Source organism: Gilliamella sp. wkB7 (assembly GCF_001693435.1).
Lineage (GTDB): Bacteria > Pseudomonadota > Gammaproteobacteria > Enterobacterales > Orbaceae > Gilliamella > Gilliamella apicola_N.
In genome coordinates, this window is record NZ_CM004509.1 from 1836591 (window position 1) to 1857576 (window position 20986).

22 protein-coding genes are annotated in these 20986 nt (G+C 33.9%); 8 read left to right on the forward strand and 14 right to left on the reverse strand.

The features are described from left to right. Positions 1–83: 83 nt before the first annotated feature. Complete coding sequence (gene edd, locus A9G17_RS08110; RefSeq protein ID WP_065738266.1) at positions 84–1889, reverse strand: phosphogluconate dehydratase; 1806 nt, start codon at positions 1887–1889, stop codon at positions 84–86. Between the two features lie 32 nt (positions 1890–1921). Continuing rightward, positions 1922–2422, reverse strand: a complete 501-nt coding sequence (locus A9G17_RS08115) for a gluconokinase, GntK/IdnK-type (protein WP_065739123.1) — start codon at positions 2420–2422, stop codon at positions 1922–1924. A gap of 319 nt (positions 2423–2741) precedes the next feature. On the opposite strand from A9G17_RS08115, the gene gatA reads away from it, so the two are divergent. From gatA to A9G17_RS08155, 8 genes are all read left to right on the forward strand, one after another. After that, the gene (gatA, locus tag A9G17_RS08120; protein WP_065738267.1) at positions 2742–3191 is read left to right on the forward strand and encodes a PTS galactitol transporter subunit IIA; all 450 of its coding nucleotides are present in this window, start codon (positions 2742–2744) and stop codon (positions 3189–3191) included. Positions 3192–3211: 20 nt separating this feature from the next. Beyond that, positions 3212–3496, forward strand: coding sequence for a PTS galactitol transporter subunit IIB (gene gatB / locus A9G17_RS08125; RefSeq protein ID WP_065738268.1), 285 nt, complete (start codon positions 3212–3214; stop codon positions 3494–3496). Between the two features lie 4 nt (positions 3497–3500). Continuing rightward, a complete protein-coding gene (locus A9G17_RS08130) occupies positions 3501–4904 on the forward strand; it encodes a PTS galactitol transporter subunit IIC (RefSeq protein WP_065738269.1) in 1404 nt (467 codons plus the stop codon). Between the two features lie 80 nt (positions 4905–4984). Further along, positions 4985–6028, forward strand: a complete 1044-nt coding sequence (locus A9G17_RS08135; protein WP_065738270.1) for an alcohol dehydrogenase catalytic domain-containing protein — start codon at positions 4985–4987, stop codon at positions 6026–6028. A 93-nt stretch (positions 6029–6121) separates the two neighbouring features. Next, positions 6122–6895, forward strand: a complete 774-nt coding sequence (locus A9G17_RS08140; RefSeq protein WP_065738271.1) for a DeoR/GlpR family DNA-binding transcription regulator — start codon at positions 6122–6124, stop codon at positions 6893–6895. Positions 6896–7082: 187 nt separating this feature from the next. Continuing rightward, positions 7083–8027, forward strand: coding sequence for a hexose kinase (locus tag A9G17_RS08145; protein ID WP_065738272.1), 945 nt, complete (start codon positions 7083–7085; stop codon positions 8025–8027). Between the two features lie 19 nt (positions 8028–8046). Continuing rightward, complete coding sequence (locus tag A9G17_RS08150) at positions 8047–8901, forward strand: tagatose bisphosphate family class II aldolase (protein ID WP_065738273.1); 855 nt, start codon at positions 8047–8049, stop codon at positions 8899–8901. Between the two features lies 1 nt (position 8902). Beyond that, entirely contained in the window at positions 8903–9559 is a 657-nt protein-coding gene (locus A9G17_RS08155; RefSeq protein WP_065738274.1) for an HAD-IA family hydrolase, read from the forward strand. A gap of 131 nt (positions 9560–9690) precedes the next feature. On the opposite strand, the gene agp is transcribed toward A9G17_RS08155, so the two are convergent. The 12 genes from agp to A9G17_RS08215 all read right to left on the reverse strand — a co-directional run bounded on the left by agp (position 9691) and on the right by A9G17_RS08215 (position 20925). Continuing rightward, a complete protein-coding gene (agp, locus tag A9G17_RS08160; protein WP_065738275.1) occupies positions 9691–10941 on the reverse strand; it encodes a bifunctional glucose-1-phosphatase/inositol phosphatase in 1251 nt (416 codons plus the stop codon). A gap of 38 nt (positions 10942–10979) precedes the next feature. Further along, entirely contained in the window at positions 10980–11810 is an 831-nt protein-coding gene (locus A9G17_RS08165) for an endonuclease/exonuclease/phosphatase family protein (protein ID WP_065738276.1), read from the reverse strand. Positions 11811–11869: 59 nt separating this feature from the next. Then, on the reverse strand, positions 11870–13030 hold the full coding sequence (gene nagA, locus A9G17_RS08170) for an N-acetylglucosamine-6-phosphate deacetylase (RefSeq protein WP_065738277.1): 1161 nt from the start codon (positions 13028–13030) through the stop codon (positions 11870–11872). After that, entirely contained in the window at positions 13020–13457 is a 438-nt protein-coding gene (agaF, locus tag A9G17_RS08175; protein WP_065738278.1) for a PTS galactosamine/N-acetylgalactosamine transporter subunit IIA, read from the reverse strand. Before agaF ends, nagA begins: the two co-directional genes overlap by 11 nt. A 10-nt stretch (positions 13458–13467) precedes the next feature. Then, entirely contained in the window at positions 13468–14364 is an 897-nt protein-coding gene (locus tag A9G17_RS08180) for a PTS system mannose/fructose/sorbose family transporter subunit IID (protein ID WP_065738279.1), read from the reverse strand. After that, positions 14354–15136, reverse strand: coding sequence for a PTS N-acetylgalactosamine transporter subunit IIC (gene agaW / locus A9G17_RS08185; RefSeq protein ID WP_039129098.1), 783 nt, complete (start codon positions 15134–15136; stop codon positions 14354–14356). Before agaW ends, A9G17_RS08180 begins: the two co-directional genes overlap by 11 nt. A gap of 14 nt (positions 15137–15150) precedes the next feature. Next, the gene (gene agaV / locus A9G17_RS08190; RefSeq protein ID WP_065738280.1) at positions 15151–15639 is read right to left on the reverse strand and encodes a PTS N-acetylgalactosamine transporter subunit IIB; all 489 of its coding nucleotides are present in this window, start codon (positions 15637–15639) and stop codon (positions 15151–15153) included. Positions 15640–15682: 43 nt separating this feature from the next. Next, on the reverse strand, positions 15683–16846 hold the full coding sequence (locus A9G17_RS08195) for an SIS domain-containing protein (protein WP_065738281.1): 1164 nt from the start codon (positions 16844–16846) through the stop codon (positions 15683–15685). A 49-nt stretch (positions 16847–16895) separates the two neighbouring features. Next, complete coding sequence (gene agaR / locus A9G17_RS08200; protein WP_065738282.1) at positions 16896–17678, reverse strand: transcriptional repressor AgaR; 783 nt, start codon at positions 17676–17678, stop codon at positions 16896–16898. A 394-nt stretch (positions 17679–18072) separates the two neighbouring features. Next, positions 18073–19239 (reverse strand): ABC transporter permease, encoded by a 1167-nt coding sequence (locus A9G17_RS08205; RefSeq protein WP_065739124.1) that lies wholly within the window; start codon positions 19237–19239, stop codon positions 18073–18075. After that, positions 19239–20351 carry an HlyD family secretion protein gene (locus tag A9G17_RS08210; RefSeq protein WP_081301723.1) on the reverse strand — a complete coding sequence of 371 codons (1113 nt, stop codon included), beginning with the start codon at positions 20349–20351 and terminating at the stop codon, positions 19239–19241. The genes A9G17_RS08205 and A9G17_RS08210 overlap by 1 nt, the downstream gene beginning before the upstream one ends. Before the next feature lie 73 nt (positions 20352–20424). Further along, positions 20425–20925 (reverse strand): MarR family winged helix-turn-helix transcriptional regulator, encoded by a 501-nt coding sequence (locus A9G17_RS08215; protein WP_039128907.1) that lies wholly within the window; start codon positions 20923–20925, stop codon positions 20425–20427. Between the last annotated feature and the right edge of the window lie 61 nt (positions 20926–20986).

Sequence of the window (20986 nt, forward strand, 5' to 3'; positions counted from 1 at the left end):
TTTTGTCAAAAAGTTTCAGGTTAAGGGTACGTTTCAGTATATTTTTACTGATTTCTGCCGCGTATTGCGGCAGAACTATTAATTTAGAAACTTACTGCACCTTCTTCAGCAGAAGTTAAATTTTCACGAATAATAGTAAACAGTTCTCGTCCATAACCAATATGTGAATTTGATAAATCAAAGCGATGAGGTTGGCGCTTAGCTAGCTCTGTCTCGTCTACTAATAACGTTATTTCACCAGTCTGTCCATTAACTCTTATCATATCTCCATTTTTTATTTTACTTAATAAGCCACCATCATAGGCTTCAGGTGTTACATGTATTGCTGCCGGTACTTTACCTGATGCTCCTGATAATCTACCATCGGTTAACAAAGCAACCTTATATCCTCGATCTTGCAAAACTCCCAATGGTGTTATCAATTTATGCAGTTCAGGCATACCGATTGCTTTAGGGCCTTGATAACGAACTACTACTACACAATTTTTATCTAACTTGCCGGCTTTATAGTCATCATCTAAGTCATATTGACTATTAAAGACAACAGCAGGAGCTTCAATGATCTGATGTTCTGGAGCAATAGCTGAAGTTTTCATTACTGCTCTACCAATGTTGCCTGACATTACTTTTAATCCACCATGTGAATTAAAAGGTTTTTTTATTGATGTAATAACATTTTCATCTAATGAATGATTTGGACCCTCTCGGAAAATAAGTTTACCATTTTCTAAAATTGGCTCTTTGATGTAATGGCTCAATCCTCGTCCCACAACCGTTTCAACATCTTCGTGTAATAAACCACCTTCAAGTAATTCTCTAACCAATAATGAAGTCCCACCTGCAGCTTGAAAATAATTAATATCTGCAGGTCCATTTGGATAAATTCGACATAAAAGTGGTACGACTGTTGAAAGATCTGAAATATCGTCCCAATTAACAATAATGCCGGCAGCTTTCGCTATTGCTACTATATGCATTGTTAAGTTAGTTGAACCACCTGTTGCAAGTAATGCAATTAAGCCATTAACGATAACTCTTTCATCAACCATTTTTCCAATAGGCATATAATTACCTGATTGCTTAGTCAGGCGAGTAATCTGTTTAGCTGCAGCATTGGTTAATTCGAAACGTAAAGTTGTTTCTGGATTGACAAATGCAGATCCCGGCAAGTGTAATCCCATTAATTCAATCACCATTTGGTTACTGTTTGCCGTTCCATAAAAAGTACAAGTGCCACTAGAATGATAAGATGCAGCTTCTGACTCTAATAAATCTTCACGCGAGGCTTTTCCCTCAGAGTAGAGTTGACGAATACGAACTTTTTCTTTATTTGATAGTCCAGATGGCATTGGTCCTGCGGGTACAAAAATTGCGGGCAGATGACCATAGGTTAAAGCTCCAACTAATAAACCCGGTACAATTTTATCGCATATACCAAGATATAATGCACCATCAAACATATTATGTGAAAGACCCACAGCAACCGACATTGCAATGATATCTCGGCTTATTAATGACAGCTCCATTCCAGGTTCACCTTGAGTTACTCCATCACACATTGCTGGTACTCCCCCTGCCATTTGTCCAACGGCACCAACTTCATGTAATACTTTGCGAATTTGTTCTGGGTAAAGCTCATAAGGTTTATGTGCTGAAAGCATATCGTTGTAAGAGCTAATAATACCGATATTACTTTTTAAGATATTTTTTAAATCATTCTTATCTTCAATACAGCAAGCTGCAAAACCATGTGCTAAATTGCTACATGGTAATTTAGAGCGGGTGACTTTATTAAGTGTTGCATCTTCTATTTTTTGCAGATAGGCTGTGCGAGTAGCTTTGGAACGTTCAATAATTCGCTGTGTTACATTTTTGACAGTTGGATTCACATTAACCTCTTGTATAATTTTTATTTTATATTCTATTTATCGCGCTGGCATATTGTGCATATGACTTGTTGGGTATCATGCACAACTCTTTCTAATGGTTGTTCTATATTGACGATATACACATCTTTTTCATCAGCGGCTGGTTCTTCAAGAGTGTCAAATTGCGATTGCAACATCCCTGTTTTTTGATAATGCCCCTTTCGTTTCGCTAAACGATCAGCGATTACATCATAACTACCTTTTAAATAAATAAAGTGTACATTTTCGTTTTCGCCACGGATGATATCTCTATATTTTCGCTTTAAAGCTGAGCAGATGATAATAGAAATATCATTAACGTTGCTCATTGCAAATGCGGCATTACTAATCAAATTAAGCCAAGGAAAACGATCTTCGTCATTTAATGGCGTCCCACTACGCATTTTTAAGATATTTGCTTTAGGATGTAAAAAATCACCATCAAGAAATGCTGCATCAAGGTTGTATGAAACTTGCTTGGCAACTGCGGATTTTCCACTACCAGAAACACCCATTAATACAAAAACTTGTTTATTATTTTTCGTCACAGTTGCTCCTTAATTGAAATATTGTTACGGGTAACATTTTTGCATATTAGATTTTTTTTTCAATTTAAAAAACTCCTTTTTGTGATCATGATCATATTTTTCCTCATAAACATAAATAATCACGAAGTTAAGTTTTTATCTTTATTTTAAAAAAATAGATTTCGATCACAAAAATATAAAAGTCTGTTTGCTTTTTAAATCGAAAGTAAATAATCTTTCGTTATATATTTTGTTTTCGAAAGTAAAATAAAAGAATTTAATAGAAGTACAACAATGGAGATTAAATATGAACAAGTGTCAGCTTCTTTTCGAAGACAAGCTCAAGTTTGACAATCAGCAAGAAGTATTAACTTATATTAGTGAGCATTTACAGCAAAAAAAAATCGTCAAAAAGAGCCACTTAAAAGCTTTAATTGAAAGAGAAGCTTTATTTCCAACAGGTATTGCCCTTGATGGTTATGCTGTAGCGATTCCACATTGTGAGGCTGAACATGCTAATACACCCGCAGTTTTTATTATTCGCACTCAAAGTCCAGTCGCTTTTAATCGAGCTGATGATGACTGTACTGTTGATGTTTCACTCATTATTTCATTAGTTGTAACTTCCCCTGAAGATCAACTTGATTTGTTGAAAGCACTTTTTTCAAATTTACAAAATAAAGAATTCTATCACTTCTTATTAAAAGCGCCGCCAGATGAAATTACAGAGCGTTTTAGTAAAGTGATATTTAATTAAAAAGTTATTTAGGAGGCATTATGAAAAAGAAGATTATTGTTGCATGTGGTGGTGCAGTTGCAACATCAACTTTAGCTGCAGAAGAGATAAAAGATTTATGTAAAGAAAATAATATTGAATTAGATCTTATTCAATGTCGGATTAATGAAATTAACACCTTTATTGATGATGTCGATTTAATTTGTACTACAGCAAGAATGGATCAGACTTTTGGTGACATTCCTATTGTACATGGTATGCCTTTTGTTTCAGGTGTTGGGATAGATCTGCTAAAAGATAAAATATTATCTATATTGAAAGGATAAATCTATGTTTACTGAAATTATGCAGTACATTTTGGATCTTGGTCCATCAGTAATGTTACCCATTGTCATTATTCTATTTTCATTAGCATTAAGAATGAAAGTGGGTGATGCTTTAAAAGCGGGCATTCATATTGGTATAGGATTTGTTGGTATTGGTTTAGTTGTTGGTTTATTAACAAGTTCAGTTGGTCCTGCTGCTCAAGCTATGGCTGAAAGATTTGATATCAGTTTGAATGTGGTTGATGTTGGATGGCCAGGCGCTGCGCCGATGACTTGGGCATCACAAATAGCCTTGGTTGCGATACCTATTGCGATCGCAGTGAATATTGTCATGTTATTAGCAAAATTAACACGAGTAGTTAATGTCGATATTTGGAATATATGGCATATGACATTCTCTGGGGCACTTGTTTATATTGCAACAGGTTCCTACTGGTTAGGTATTGCAGGTGTTATTGTCCATGCCATTATTGCGTATAAATTAGGTGATTGGTTTTCTAAAGATACTAAAGAGTTTTTTGAACTTGAAGGGATTGCTGTTCCTCATGGTACATCCGCTTATTGTGGCCCAATTGCTGTGTTTGTCGATGCTGTAATTGAAAAAATACCAGGGATTAATAAGATTAATTTTAATGCTGTAGATATGCAAAAACGGTTTGGTGCGTTTGGTGAACCAGTAACGGTTGGTTTATTTATGGGCATTATGTTAGGGCTTTTAGCTGGATATGGTGTGAAAGAAACATTACAACTTGCTATTCAGACAGCTGCGGTAATGTTATTAATGCCACGTGTAATTAAACCGATTATGGATGGCTTAACACCAATATCTAAACAAGCTCGTAAACATCTACAATCAAAATTTGGTGGTCAAGATTTTCTCATCGGTTTAGATCCTGCTTTATTATTAGGACATTCAACAGTTGTTTCTGCTAGCTTAATTTTCATTCCACTAAGTATTTTTATTGCCATTATTTTACCAGGCAATGAAGTTTTACCATTTGGTGATTTAGCTACTATTGGCTTTTTTATCGCAATGAGTGTGGCTATTCATCAAGGTAATTTGTTCAGAATCATTATTTCAGGTTCAATCATTATTGCTATCACGCTTTGGATTGCTACACAAATGGTTCCTCTGACAACTCAACTAGCAATCAATGCCGGTACTATCACTGATGGTAGTAGTATTAGTGTAGGAGCAATGGATCAAGGTGGCTCACCAATTACCTATATTATGGTTCAGCTAGTGAAATTAAAACAACCTATTGGCTTTGCTTTTATTGGATTGTTTTACCTCTTCTGCCTATTTTTAACATGGAAGCGAGCTAAAAGATATGAGCTATTTTTAAAAGAACAACAAATAGCACAATCAGATGAAATAAAAAAAATAGTCCATAAATCGTATAAATAAATGTAGTTTCAAGGATTTCACTGAATAAGCAGTGAAAGTCATCTCTCAAAATAATTTGATTACTAATTAAGGAAAATAAAATGAAAGCGGTCATTGTCAATGAAGGGGGATCTCTATCTATAGAAGATATTGACATACCCAAAATTACATCTCCAGATCAAATTTTAGTAAAAGTTGCTTATTGTGGATTATGTGGATCCGATATTCCTAGAATTTTCCATCATGGAGCACATTTTTATCCTATTACACTTGGACATGAATTTAGTGGCACTGTCATTGAAATAGGCGATGATGTAACTGAGTTTGACATTGGTGATTTAATTTCTTGTGTACCATTATTACCCTGTTTTAAATGTGATGAGTGCCAAAAGCATTACTATTCACTTTGTAAAAATTATACTTTTGTGGGTTCAAGAATAACAGGAGGTTTTGCTGAATATATTGTATTAAATAAAAAAAATGCATTTAAATTACCAAAAGAGGTAAGTGCTCTTGAAGGCGCCTTTTTTGAGCCGATGACAGTTGGAATGCACGCACTATTATTAACGGGTGGCTGCCAAAATAAACATGTCGTAATTGTTGGTGGTGGAACAATCGGTCTGCTTGCTATGCTTTGTGCCAAGGCAATGGGGGCGAGTTCTATTACCGTTTTAGATATTAATGATGAACGACTAAATCTTGCAAAACGACTAGGTGCTGATGCTACTTATAACTCTAAAAATCTTAGTTCTGATGAGATTTATCAAGCTTTATCTTACAATCGTTTTGATCAAATTGTATTAGAAACAGCTGGTTCGCCAATTACTGTCAGATTAGCCATTGAAATTGCTGGTCCTAGATCTAAAGTGGGCTTGGTTGGTACTCTCCATGATGATTTTACCTTATCAGAAAAAACGTTCGGTCTTATTTTACGAAAAGAGTTACAAATTTTAGGGAGTTGGATGAACTATTCTGCGCCATGGCCTGGTGAAGAGTGGTTATTGGTAAGTAGGTTTTTTGTAGAGGGTAAAATAAATCTTAATGAACTAATCGCTGTGATTGGTGATTTTAATATATTTATTCATAAAGTTAGCGATTTAAATGGGCATTCAATGAATGGCAAAATTTTATTAAATTGCAGTTAAAAGTTTGCTGTAGATTAACTATGAAAAATGAAAGCTTATCTTTTGATTTTGTTTGTTATACACTGCTTAAAAATTTTCGAAAAAGGAAATAATATGAATGCAAGTGAAAGACGTCAACAGATAATAGAATTTCTTAATATGAAAGGAACAGTATTAGTCAGTGATTTATCGGAACAATATGAGGTTTCAGAAGTCACTATCAGAACAGATCTTCGACTATTAGAGAAACAAGGTGAGCTAACACGATTTCATGGTGGTGCAACAAAAATCATCAATAATAATGATATAAAGTCATTTAAAGAGTTGCAGTTAGAAGAACGATATCAGCGATTTATTGAAGATAAAAAACGAATTGCAATTGAAGCAGTAAAACATGTTAAACAAGGCGATACTGTTATTTTAGATAGTGGTAGTACTACTATGTTAATAGCCGAAGAGCTTGTTAAATTAAAAAACATTACTGTTATAACAAATAGTCTTACCTCTGCTTTTATACTCTCTGATAATAGCGACATAATGTTATTTATGTGTGGTGGGACACTTAGGCATAAAACCCGATCTTTTCATGGAAAAATTGCTGAGCAATCGTTAGATGGTATCTCTGCTGATATTTTATTTGTTGGTGCAGATGGTATAGATGCAAAAAGAGGAATAACAACCTTTAATGAAGGGTACACAATTAGCAGTGTGATGGCTAATACCGCAAAAAAAGTAATTGCTGTGCTAGATTCATCTAAGTTCGGACGAAATGGCATTAATGTGGTTTTACCACTAAATAAGCTTAATACTATTATTACAGATATCAATGTTGATGGTAAATGTAAGCAGGAATTTGGAAAACAGGGAGTTAGTTTAATCGCTGTTTAATATTTCGATTGATAATAGGGTACCTGATTAAAGTAGGTTTAATTGATCTAACGTTTTTTAAAAGATAACGAATTACAGTTTAATAATTTATGAATTGTTTCCATACTTGCTTAAAATGAATTCTATCTAAAAAGTGATCATTTAAGATTGTTGTTTCTCCCAACAATATTAATTTGTAGGTGAGAATATGATATTAACAATTACGATGAATCCTTCGGTGGATATATCATACCCATTAGATAAATTAATTATTAATGATATTAATCGGGTATCTAATGTAAAAAAGACCGCTGGCGGTAAAGGGCTTAATGTTACTAGAGGAATTAAATTTTCAAATATATCAGTATTAGCCTCTGGTATTATTGGTGGAACAACTGGGAATTATATCCAAAAACAATTAGATGAAGATAATATTGATTATGATTTTTATATAACAAAGCAGGAATCAAGAAACTGTATTGCCATTTTACATGAAGGAAACCAAACCGAAATTTTAGAATCAGGTCCTGTGTTAGAGCTTCAGGACGCTAATCTTTTTTTAAAACACTATCAAACATTGCTTGAAAAAGCAGATCTTGTGACCATTTCCGGATCATTACCTCAGGGTTTTCCCATCGATTTTTATGTAAGTTTAATTGAACAAGCCGATAGGCATCAAATACCTGTTTTGCTTGACTCTTCTGGAAAAATGCTTCATGCAACACTCGTTTCCGAACATAAACCTTATTTAATAAAGCCCAATAAAGAAGAATTAAAACAAGTCATCCAAATGGATATTGATGATAGTGATAACAATTCATTAATTAAAGCACTTAATCATCCTCTGTTAAATGATATTCCTTTCATTATTATTTCGTTAGGTAAAAAGGGTGCGTTTGCTCGTTGTCATGACCAATTTTATCAAGTCACAATTCCTAAAATTAATGTAGTTAATCCAGTTGGTTCAGGTGATGTCACATTAGCGGGGCTTGCGGTAAGTTTACACGAACGCGAATCAGTAGACGGTATGCTGAAACGTGCTATGACGATGGGTATGTTAAATACGATGGAATCACAAACAGGTTTTGTCAATATGAGTAACTATGACCAATACTATCAACAAGTTAAAGTTAAAAAAATATATAAATCATAAGGTTAATTAGGAGTAAATTATGTATCTTATTTCCAGTCAAGAGATGTTAAAAAAAGCTCAGCGAGAACATTATGCCGTTCCCGCTTTTAATATACACAACCTTGAGACAATTCAAGTTGTAATTGATACAGCAAAAGATATGCAATCGCCTGTCATACTTGCAGCAACACCAGCAACGTATAACTATGCCGGCACACAGTATTTGATCAATATTTGTAAAACTGCGGCACAAATCCATCATTTTCCATTTGCGTTACATTTAGATCATCATGAAAACCTGAGTGATATTAAAACTAAAATCGAGGAAGGTATTCGTTCAATTATGATTGATGCTTCTCATTATCCATTTGAAGAAAACATTGATATTGTCAGTAAAATGGTGGCATTTAGCCATAAATATAACGCAAGTGTTGAAGCTGAGCTTGGCCGTTTAGGAGGACAGGAAGACGATTTGGTTGTTGATGATAAAGAAAGCGCATTTACCGATCCTGATGCAGCCAAAGAGTATGTAGAACGTACAGGAATTGACTCTTTAGCTGTGGCAATTGGATCTGCTCATGGCTTATATAAAGGGGAACCTAAGCTTGATTTTGAACGGTTAGAAAAAATACGTGACAAAGTTGAAGTTCCTTTGGTACTACATGGTGCATCGGGTATTCCAGAAACAATGGTGAAAAAATCTATTTCATTGGGTATTTGTAAAGTGAATGTCGCAACAGAATTAAAAATTGCTTTTTCTGATGCTTTAAAACAAGATTTTAAAATTCATCCTGATGCTAATGATCCTAGGCATTATATGCAACCAGCTAAATCAGCAATGAAAAAAATTGTTGAAGAAAAGATTCGTATTTGTGGTAGTGCAGGGAAATTATAGTATGCAAGCAAAGGGTATTTTATTTGATTTAGATGGAACATTAGTCAATTCATTACCAGCAGTTGAGCTCTGCTGGTTAGTATTTGCTGATCGTCATAAACTTAATCATTCCTATGTATTAAAAACCATTCATGGTCGTAAAGCTATCGACAATATAAAACTATTTTTACCTAATAAACCAGAAAGTTTTATCGAACAAGAGTATCGTTGGATGGAACAATTAGAGACTGAAGATATAAAAGATATTGATGAAATATCTGGAGCCAGTCATTTCTTACGGCAATTATCTTCACTTAATATTCCTTGGGGAATTGTAACTTCTGGTACAAAAAAAGTAGCTAATTCTCGCTTTAGTATTCTCAATGTAGCTAAACCAAAAGTTTTTATTACTGGTGAAATGGTCATTAATACTAAACCCGCTCCTGATGGTTATTTACAAGCAGCAAATTTACTTGGATTACCTGCTGATCAGTGTATTGTTTTTGAAGATTCTAAAGCAGGTATTGAATCTGCATTTAATGCACAATGTCAAATTATTAGTGTCAACTGTCCTAATTCATTTGATGATAATTGTATGATACATATTGAATCTTTTGACGAGCTAGTAATAAAAAAATTAAACGAGAACGATTTTGAAATATTAAAAAGCAATACATAAAACATAATTGATAAACTTATTTATTGCTTTATTTAAGTAACAGTTTAATCTCAAAGTATTTTTGCCGTGTAATTATTGATAATATGTTCAACACTTACCTAATTTGAACATATTATCAATGGAGTTACGCATTATTTATTTATATTGCCGATGATTTGTTTAAAGGTCGAAAATGAACAAAAACCCATTGTATTAGTTGGACAATTTTCCATTTCTAACGTTACTTTATGGGGTGGATTGTTACGATTTAATTGGGTCAAATTTCGGATTTGATCGGTTGATTGATAAAAATATTCAATTTTCATCAATGCTTCACCACTATGATTATCACGCCATTTTTGGAACACTACTTTGCCTCCAATTGGTGTCGTTTCAAATTGATCGGGTAGTGTATAAGATTTAATTTTTAGTGCTGAAAATAATGATGCTACATTTGAATCATGACCGACTAAAAAAGTAAATTTGGTATGATTTTTTTCTGAGAAAGTTTGATTAATATAGTTAATTAAATTTGCGGCAACCTGTTTAGCAATAACGGGTGAACCAAATAAAACAGTATTGTAATGTTCTTTTATCGCAACTAATTGTTCAAATTGTTTATTGTTTTTTATTTTTCCCCAAGCAATATCTTGCAATGGAGCGCCTTCATAATATTGTAAAATAAAAGCATCAGCGATTGATGTCCCAGTGCGAAGGGGGCCGGTTATGCCAGGTTCTTTGCCTTTTTCAATAATAATTTTGGTTGGTAAATCGGTAAAATCACACTGTTTATCGACCAAACAATTAGTTGATTGGGTATAATTTACGATATTAGACAGATCTTGATAAGTGTTATTAAGTTTTTGATTTAACCCTTCAATACCTTTCGCATGAGCAGTTTGGTTGATTGAAGTGATTGCTGCTTGTTTAAATTCAGGATTATCATCACTAATCACAGGAAAAAATACGGGATCCATAGTACCTAATTTTTCCTTATGAATAATTGGTACAATACAACCAGGAAAAGCACCAACTGTAAAGTACTGACCCGTTGCAATAGTACGTTGTAAACTGTTGGTGTAAATATACACTTCATTTTCACTTGGGCAGGTATTTTCGGTTAAAAGTTTATTATCAACCAACCATTCACTAAAGTAATGACCAAAATAGCTTTCTAATACCCCGCCGCGAGTAGTCAAATAACTGGCAGGAGTATCCCATTGTGGCCATTGATTGGGTGTAATTTTACCAAGCGTGCTTGTTGGACTGGAAAGAGGAGCCCTTAAACCATGTCGGCTAAATACGACTACTTGTTCTAAAGTATAATTGTCTAATGTCTCTATTGCTTGTGCAGAAAAAGATAAAACAAAAGACAGACCTAATATTATTTTTAATTTTCGCATAAATAAAAACCTCTTAATTAACTTTTAAAGAGATAATATCACCATGATATTTCTGTTATAAGTGGTCGGTGATCACTTACAATTCCTTTAATTAAGTAGTGCGCTTTTACACTATTAATATCCAAATTTTTGATAAAGGTGTGATCGATTTCGACTTGTCCTTCTCCATCATCATCCCACATATCGCCTGACGGAAATGAGACTTTATTCCCTATTTTTTCTAATCGAGTCCAATGTGAAGTTAAATATTGCATTAGCGTGTTATCTTTACCATGATCTATGGTTGAATTAACGTATTTAGTCGGTGAACTATTGGTTGGAGTAGTATTAAAATCACCTGTCACTATTAGAGGTAATGTTGATGACTTAACATAGTCAACAATGGCTTGTGCCTGTAATGTTCTTTCTTCAAGTGATCTATAAAGATGTACTCCTATAACATTTAGTTTTTTGCCATTAATATTAACTGTTGTCATTAATGAGGTTCTTGGTTCAGGACCATCTGGTAAAGGAATATTATATGAATCAATAATAGGGTAACGACTAATAATTCCCATGCCATATTGCCCTCCATCATAATCGAAAAATGCTCCAAATTTGTAATACTTTAAATTGGCTAATTTGGCAATTTGAGCTAATTGATCAACATTGTTGGTTCTTTTGGTTTTATCATCGACTTCTTGCAATACAATAATATCTGCCCTTTCTGTGATTATTTTATCGGCAATACTTGCAGTACTAATTGTTCCATCATGTTGTTCACTATGATGTATATTAAATGACATAATTTTGATTAACTCAGCACTGGCAATGTTACTTATGCATTCTAATAATACTATAAAAGTTACAAAAATAGATTTGATAAACATTTTGACTCCTAAGAAAGCAACACCGTTGACTCTTACTTTGATAAAAAGTTTATGGATTTTTAAATCAAAATATCGGTAAGATCTGCTGATGTTTGATAAACAATATTACCATTTACAATAGTTGCCATTAGTTGATTATTTGCATTTAATAGTACTAGATTAGCTTGTTTTCCAACAGCAATATCACCCAAGTAATGATCTATACCTAATGCTTTTGCTGGATAAGAACTACCATGTAACCACGCTTGTTCAAATGAAATATTCGCATAATCTGCAAGATTGGTAACTGCACGATTTATCGTTAGAGTACTTCCCGCTAATCCCCCATCTTCTGTACGTACAACATGATCTTGTACATGTACTTTTAATTTACCCAATTGATAATCACCATCAGACATCCCTGTTGCTCTCATTGCATCGCTAATTAATAATAAGTTTTTCCCACAACATTTATGAGCAATATTAACTGCTGCAGGATGTACATGATGACCATCTATGATAATTTCAGTTTGACAATTATCTATTGTTAGGGCTGCACCAACTACGCCAGGATTACGATGATGCAAACCTGACATGCCGTTATAACAATGCACTACACCACTTGCACCAGCAAGTAGCGCCGCTTTTGTTGTTTGATAGTCCGCATTGGTATGTCCAATCATTACCCTGATATTTATTGAACGTAACCATTCTATAATTTCTAATGCATTTGGATACTCTGGAGCAAGAGCTATACACTTTAATGTGCCTTCAGCAAGATCTAACCATTTTTCTATAAGGTTGCGATCTGGGGCATGTAGTAGCGTTTCTGGATGTGCTCCTTTATGTACAGCATTAAAAAAAGGTCCTTCAAGATATGAACCTAATAAAGTTGCACCAGCGACTCCTTGCTTTATGCTATGTTTTACTTGTACTAATGCTGCCTCAATTTTTTCATGACTTTCTGTAACTGTTGTAGCTAAAAAAGCACCAATACCATGTCGTGCTAGGAAACTGCTCATTGTATTAAGGGCTTCATGGGTTGCATCCATTGTTTCTGCGCCCATTACGCCATGAATATGGGTATCTATTAGTGCAGGTAACACCTTGATATTATCTGAACAAACTTTATTTGTTTGTTCAATTTTTATAATCTTCCCATTTTTAATGGTAACCATTGCATTTTCTAACCAACCAACGGGGGTTAGAACTTGTTTAGCATGTATTTTTTCAAATTCCATCTGAATATTCCTTTTTATCAATTGATTTTTTAATGTTTTCATCCCATAAACTGGTTATGCTAGATTTTGCAATATCTAATGCCCTCAGACGGAAACTTTCAGCATCTAATTCATCTCGTTGTAATAACATTTCTAATAAAATAGGTAAATTGGTACCACTAATTATCTCAACATTATTAAATTGATAGCTTAACATTGCAGATAATCGAAATGGAGAACCACCTAAAATATCTGTAAAAAATATTACGCCATCACCTTTATCGCACTTTTTTAGCGCATCAGTTAGTTGTTGTTCTAACACTTCACTACTCATCCCATCAGGAAAGTTAATAGCAGTAAATTGTGCTTGTTTTCCAATAACTTGTACTACCGCTTCATAAAGGCCGGTAGCAAAGCTACCATGGCCTGTTAAAATGATACCCAACATAATTTAACCTCTATAAGCATCCAACTAATTTACCTAATATGCCAATTACCACGGTTAAACCAATTAATTTTACAGGTGAGAAATTACGTTTCATTAAATAATAGACAATTAACGTAAATCCTAATGGTAATAAATTTGGCATAAGTTTATCTAGAACATCGGCTTGTAAAGCGATATGAGCCTTACCCGCATTAATCTCTAATGGTGTGGATAAATGTACATAAGAGGCTACAAGTGCACCAATAACTGTCATGCCGACAATTGATGCTGCATGTGAAATGCGTTTGGTATGGGTTTTCAATAAGGGTAATGCGCTAGTACCAGCATGATAACCATAATGAGCAAGACCAAAACGTAATCCAAAATGGACTAAATTAAACATTAATAAAAAAATTATTGGACCAAAAAAACTATTTTCTAGTGCTAATGAAGCACCAATTCCAGCACAAATAGGCAACAATGTTAACCAAAATAATGCATCACCAATACCACCTAAAGGCCCCATTAAGGCAACTTTAACTGAACGAATTGTTGAAATATTTTCTTTGCCTTTTTCCATAGCTAAAACTAAACCAGACAAAAAGGTAACATCGAAAGGATGGACATTGATAAACTCCATATGCATATGCATAGAGTTTTTTAAGTCATCTGAATTTTTATGAATTTTTCTTAGCGCAGGTAAAATAGTATAAAGCCAACCACCAGCTTGCATACGTTCATAATTGAACGAAGCTTGTAGAGCTAAAGAACGAAATGCCATTCGATTAATGTCAACTTTAGTTAATGCTACACTTTGGCTTTGATCAATATAAGTATCGGTTGATACTTTGCTTGTTGCTAGTGCTTGTTCCATGCGTTTTTCTGCTTTAGCAGCCATTATTTTATCATTTTCGTCATTAAATCCCATCTTCTACCTCCACAGAACTTGCCCGTACTGATTTGTCATTGTCGTTGTTAACTCGGCTATAATTAAAGAAATCAATCATTGCAATTGCTAAAGCGCCTAATGCAATTGCTAATATTGGCAAGTTAAGGTATGTCACGCCAAGGAAACCTAAAATGAAATAGGCAATATAGGTTTTTTTCATCATAATTTTCATTAACATAGCAAAACCGATTGCGGGCATCATTCCACCGGCAACGCTTAATCCATCAAGTAACCATTGTGGTGATTTTTTTACTAAATCTGTTGCTACATCAGCACCAAAGTAAATTGGTAAAAATGCGACAATGAAATAAAAGCAAAACAGGATAATCATGCCAAGGTAATTGACCCACTCAATACCTTTGAAATTAAGTTGATCAACATAGCGATCACATTTGTGCATCATTGGTGAATAGATAGTAAATAAAATAGTGATGCAACCTTGTACCGCTATAGCAAATGGAACGGCAATACCAATGGCAACTTTAGGATCGGCATGAGTTAAAATTGCAAAACTTGTACCAATTACGCCACCAATAACAACATTAGGTGGTTGTGCTCCAGCCAATGGTACCATTCCCATCCAAACAAGTTCTAATGAACCACCAACATATAATCCTGTTTTTATATCACCTAAAATCAATCCCACTAAAGGACCAATTACAATAGGTCTATGTAAATGAGTTAGACCATCGAATAAATCTACACCAGCGATACCTGCTAGTAATCCAATTAATAATGCATCGATTAACATAGTTTGCTCCTAGGTTAGGATTGATCAATTAGATCTATTATTTTTTCACCAGCCTCATCTGGTACACGGCGAATCTCACACGTTACACCTAATCGTTCAAGTTCTTTAAAAGCAGCGATATCTTCTTTATCAACAGATACTGTTTTATGAATTTGTTTTTTTCCTTCCGAAAAATGCATATTACCTACGTTAACAAATTTGATAGGTACACCTCCTTTAACGAGAGTTAAAACATCTTGTGGTGTTTTACAAACAATAAATATTTTTTGTCGTTCTGCTGCTTTGCCAATAATGTTGATGGTTTTTTGTAAAGTAAAATAACGGGTTTGTATTCCTTCTGCGATAACCATATCCATAAGATTTTGTTGAACGGGATCTTGTGCAGCATTATCATTAGCAACTAATAATAAATTAGCCCCAAGTGCATTGACCCAAGTTACACCAACTTGACCATGAACTAAGCGATTATCAATGCGTGTCATAAGAATATTCGGAGTGCTCATATGTTTTACATCCTTCGTTTTGTGATAATGGGATACTTTAAATTTAGTTAAATGGGTAAATAGTAACGCCTTTTACCACTCGATTAACTTCACCTGTTGGACAAGGATTATCAGGCGTTAAACCATGATTTAATGATTTCTCAAAGGCGAGCATCTGGGCAAAAACAAGATATGGGAAGATCAGCCAGCAATCCGCAAAATTACTATTTACTGCAAGTATATTTTGTTTATCGGTACTATTTTTTCCGCTTAACGCAAGTACATCCATTGCGATATGGTCATTAACTAATTCATTTAATAAATCAGTGTCATATTGATTAATATAATGATCGTTAGAGAAGAAACAGACGACTAAACTTTGTGAATTAATCATGAATTTAGGGCCATGACGTAAACCTAAAATAGAATCAAATCGAGAAGCTATTTTACCCGCTGTTAATTCAAGAATTTTTAATGCAGACTCTTGGGCGATACCAGTAAAACAACTACTACCGACATAGATAACTCTTTCATGGTTTTTATGTGCTAATTGTTTAGTTATTTCCTGCCAACTTTCTATTTTTTGTTCACAAATATTAGCAATTTCCATTACTGCTTCATGTGCTTCTACATGATCAATATTTCCCAAAAGGAGTAATGTTGCAAGCATCATACTACTAATACTTGATGTCATAGCAAAACCTAAATCATGAGCACCATCTGGCATAACCAGTTGAAGAATACGATTTGATGAATTGTTATTAGTTGCATAATCGTTTAAAGCACAGTTTGGGTTACATATTAAAAATAAGTGATAACAATCAGAAACTAATTCATCTGCTAATTTAACCGTTGCCACACTTTCAGGACTATTGCCTGAACGAGCAAATGACACCACTAATGTTTTTTTATTTGGTGAAAGATATTGTAATGGGTCAGCAACAATTTCAGTTGTACCATAGGCATGAACGTTTCGATGGGTATGCTCCCTTAACCAAGGTGCAAGCGCAACGCCACCAAAAGCTGATGAACCAGCTCCAGTCAAAATAATTTCTAAATTTGGATCCGCCAGTAAAGGTTCTAAAAATGTTTGTAATTGATCTCTGTTTTGTTCAATTAACTGTAATAAATCACGCCAAATTTTAGGTTGTTGACAGATTTCTTTAGCAGTGTGTTCTGCGCCGTGTTTTTTTAGCCAATCTAATGAATAATTTAAATACTGTTGCATAATTTCGATCCTGCCTTTTGAATAATGATATGGTTAAAAATAAGATCATTTATATATCTGCAATTTCCACATTAATTCCTAGTGAATGTAACTGCATTAAATGGTCTTTGGATATTTTTGAATCAGTGATTAGAGTGTTAATAAGATTAATTTTTTCTATCGTGCAGAAACTTTTTCGACCGAATTTTGTTGAGTCTGTTACTGCAATAATTTGTTCAGAGACTTGGCACATTACTCTATTAACTGAAGCTTCACCAAAATTTGGAGTTGTAATACCTGCATTGAGATCAAATCCATCAACACCTAAAAATAATTTATTAAAATGGTACATTTTTAATTGTTGCTCCACAGTTGAACCTGAAATAGAGTAAGCTTTTTTTCTAATATTACCGCCAGCAATAATCACTTCAATATTTGTATTGATTGATAATTCATAAGCAATGTTAATCGCATTTGTAAAAACGACTAAATTCTGTTTTTTACCTAAATATGGCACCATTGCAGCGGTTGTTGAACCTGAATCGAGGATAATTCGATCGCCGTCATTTACCATTTCAGCCGCTTTTTTAGCAATCTTATTTTTTATAATCGAATTAATGCGGCTTTTATCAAACAGAGGTCTATCAAAAGCAAAAGTTTTATTTATCATTGCTCCCCCATAAGAGCGTAATACACAGCCTTTTTGCTCTAAATGGCGAAGATCATTACGAATTGTGACTGTAGAGACTTTAAAAAGTTTACTCAATTTATTCACAGACACGGTATTTTCTTTACCCAGTAAATGAATGATTTTTTCTCGACGCTGAAGAGTGTTCATGATTTCATTAGTCATAAAGTTGCAACTTATTGAGCTTTCATTTTGTTATTAGATTTGAACACATGAAAAGGATTGAAAATGATAAATAAGTCACAAAACAGATTATGTATAGAAAAGCCTAAAAATCATTTCATTTGAAATGAAATGAAAGAATAAAAATAAAATTATATTTTAGATATAAAATTATTATTATTTTTATTCAAATAGTTAATGAAAAGATGAAAAATTATTTGAATAAGAAATGAAAGTATATAATTTCATTTTATAAAGTGATGTCCATCACAAATTTGATCATTAGATTTGAAATAATGATAATTTTGGTGAGATTTAACGTGAAAAATTATTTAAATGAAGAATTGAGGATGGGAAGTTATTGAAACCATATTATAGTTTCAATAACTTGTATTTTTTAATTCAATTCTGGCTCTGCAGCTGTTTTTTTAACTTGGTTAAAAACTATCATTACAACAAATGCAATAACGGTTAAATAAATAATAAATACTCCATATGTGGACATCATATCAATGAGTGAACGACCACGCATAGCGATATCACGGAAAAAACGGAATAACCAAACTAAAGGGAAAGCATGACTAACATAATAAGCCCAGATTGGCATAATACCAACAGCCATTGTTGATCCCCCCATAATAAAGCCTGGAGGTACTAAAAATACCATTTTACTTGCACCTTCACCTGGATTATTGGTTTTCCAAGAAAGTAAAAAACCTAACCAACCAAATGCTAATCCAGTCATAAATATACTCGGTACAAACACGAAGTAGTTACCATCAAAACGTAATTGTCCGAATAAAACAAGTACTGCGGTAATCAAAGTTAATCCGGTAGTATAAAACAAGGCATAAGGTATTGTTCTTGCTAATAAAGCCACAAAGCCTCTTTCTAAAACGGTATTCCACATTCCAGTAATTTTTAAACGACCTATAATCATCAATGATGTTAACCCATATGTTAAAGATGAGAAAAAGTAAACAAAATAGATGATAGTTGAAATTGTTGATGAACTTGCTGGATTAAATAGATTACGAGATTTTAGCTGCATAGGTGATAAAGTGGCTTCGGTGCCATCTCGACCAAACCCCAATGACGAAACTTTACCCACACTCAGTTCTGCGCCTAATTCAGGTATATATTCGTTGAGATTTTGAAGTACTTTAGCATTTTGGGCTTCATTCGTATCATCAGCAAAGTAACCTAAACGAACAGTCTGATCCCCTTTTTTTAAACTCTTTTCCAACCCTTTAGGAATATATAAAACACCTAAATTACGATCATGAGAAACTAAAGTTATAGGATTAATAGGCGATCTGATTACTTCCGAAACTTCAATGTAAGAAGAAGTATTTATTTTACTAATTAATTCAGTCGAATAATTAGAGCCATCAAGGTCTATAACTGCAATTTTACCTTCAAATACTGAACCATGACTGAGTACAATAGAGAAAATAAGTGCAACAATAGCGGCTAACCCTATAGCAACTTTGTAATACGGGATAAAGTGGCCTGATAACATTGCATCAAGCTCTTCTTGAATAGATTTAATGATGTTTTGCATCATTGTTTAACCTCAAGTGTCATTCCAGTTAATAGTTTTGGAATTGATTCCATATATATTCTGACTTGATAAGATGTTAAATCAGCTTGACCGCGTTCTCGAGTCATGCGTAAATCAGCAAAAGATGGTGCTGCTGTTGCAAAACGAACTTTACCTTTTACTTCTTTGTCCAGTGCAATCGCATTTGCTGTAACCGTTGTACCCGGTTGGTAGTCATTGACCATTTTTTCATTCACATAAATGTCGATATATTTACGATCGGTTTCTAACAGTACAGCGGGCGCACCTGTTGGTGCCAATTCACCATCTTCAAACATCAGTTTTAAAACTTTACCATCTTCAGGTGCTTTTAATGTGAGTCTTTGGTAATTGATTTGCAATTGTTTTAAATCAGCTTCGCCTTGAGCTAACTGTGCCTTGAGTTGTGCTAATTGATTTTGGCGATTTTCAAGCTTTTGTCTAGCAATTGTAATCGATTGTAGTGACATGCCAGTAGCATTTTGCGTTTTTTCAAATTGACTGACTTGTTCTGGTGTAGCACCAATCATTAATGTTGATAATTGGCTTTCAATTTGGATTACTTGCATTTTGGCTACAACAAAAGCATTACGAGCATTATCAAGTTGTGATTGTGAGTTTCCACCTGTTTTACGTAATTGTGTCTGACGATCAAACTCAGTACTAGCCAAATTTCTAGCAGATTTCGCCGCTTCTAAACTTGCTTTAACTTCTTCAATTTTACGCCAAGTCGATAGTTCAGAAAGATTGGTTTCGTTTTCAGTGATTTCAATTGCAGCTTGTTCTTGATTAACTGCTGCTCTTTGGCTATCAACTAATGCTTGTAAGCGATCAATTGCCAATTTTGTATCAACGTCCTCTAATTGCATTAAAGGATCCCCTTTTTTAACCATTTGTGATTCTTCCACAAATCGCTTAATGACTTTACCTCCTACATTTTGAAAGGCAACATTAATTTCATCAGCAGTTAACACTCCTGATTTAATGCTTTTCGCAACTGTTACAGCATCATTGCGGGAGCCCAAAAAGATTAAAAATGATCCAAAAAATAGAAGAAGTAAAAAGATAACAGGAATTTTGACATTTTTTTTCATATACAGCTTATTTTCCATTTATTTAGTCAGCTAATTATTTAATTAAAAAGAATGACTTCAATTTTCATTGAAGTCAGCTATTTCGTAATAATTTACGCAACATAAGTATTAAAGATTCTTGTTCTTGCGGGTTTAGTACCTGCGCAAAAGCACGAATCGATTTAAGGTGATCGGGTAATGCATTTTGAATAAGTGTTATTCCTGCTTCTGTCAAAGTTATCAAACGTGAACGACCATCTTCATCGTTTTTTGTCATGGATATTAATGGATTTGATACGGTTAACATCCGCTTAACCATAACTGATACGGTTGCCGGAGTTACTCCTATACGCAGTGCGAGATCGCCAGCACTGGTTTCACCTTCTGAATATAATGACATTAACAAAGCAAACTTACCTTCAGAAACATCATAATCTTTAGTCAGTTGTGCATAAATATTTGAACGGATCAAATCAGCTGTTGTTATCAAACTTAAAACTAGGTCAACACCAGATACGTCAATGATATCATCATTAAATCTTTGTGCTCGTGCTAATGTCTCACGAGATGGAAGCTTTCTTGACTTATAATTCAATTATCATTACTCAATTTAATTAGTCGGCTAATTATACTAATTTAATATTAATTGGCAATCA